1 protein-coding gene is annotated in these 808 nt (G+C 67.6%); it reads left to right on the top strand.

Going from position 1 to position 808, the window contains the following annotated elements; genetic code table 11:
* Positions 1–808 (top strand): IS66 family transposase (tnpC, locus tag CWI66_RS17655; RefSeq protein WP_157809013.1); only part of this gene is annotated, 808 nt, incomplete at both ends.

Genomic DNA, 808 nt, shown 5'->3' with positions numbered 1-808 from the left:
GTCGTGCCGGCGCGGATCGAGGTGATCCGCCATGTGCGCATCAAGTACGGCTGCCCAGACTGCGAAGAGGGCGTGCAGATCGCCCCGGCGCCGGTCAAGCTGCTGCCCAAGAGCAATGCCAGCCCGACCCTGCTCGCCTACGTGGCCACCGCCAAGTACCAGGATGCCTTGCCGCTCTATCGGCAGAGCCAGATCTTTGCCCGGCACGGCATCGAGATCCCGCGCAACACCCTGGCCCGCTGGATGGTGCAGGTCGGCGAGCGGCTGATGCCGTTGGTCGAGGCCCTGCGACAGCACCTGCTGCAGGCCCCGCTGATTCACATGGACGAGACCACGCTGCAAGTCAATGCCGAAGCCGACAGGCCGGCGAGTTCGACGTCCTACATGTGGCTGCAACGCGGGGGGCCACCGGGCCAACAGGTGGTGCTGTTCGACTATGACGCCAGCCGAGCCGGTCGGGTGCCCGTGCGCCTGCTGGGTAACTACGCCGGTCGCCTGGTCACCGACGGCTACGAAGGCTATGCCGAGGTGGTGCGAAAGAACGGCATCACCCATGCCGGCTGCTGGGCGCACGCCCGTCGCAAGTTCGTCGAGGCCCAGAAAGTGCAGCCCAAGGGCAAGACCGGCAAGGCCGACTGGGCCCTCAACCAGATCCGCAAGCTCTACGCCGTGGAGACGCAGGCCAAGGCGCTGGGGCCCGAGGCGCGCCAGGCGTTGCGCGATCAGAAGAGCCGCCCGCTGATCACCCAGCTGCGCACCTGGCTCGACAAGTCGCTGACCCAGGTGCTGCCGAAGAGCGCACTGGGCA

The sequence above is a fragment of the Halomonas sp. 141 genome (assembly GCF_002810305.1).
Taxonomy (GTDB): domain Bacteria; phylum Pseudomonadota; class Gammaproteobacteria; order Pseudomonadales; family Halomonadaceae; genus Vreelandella; species Vreelandella stevensii.
Note: the sequence above shows the minus strand (reverse complement) of the source record. Positions and strands in the feature narration are given on the sequence as shown.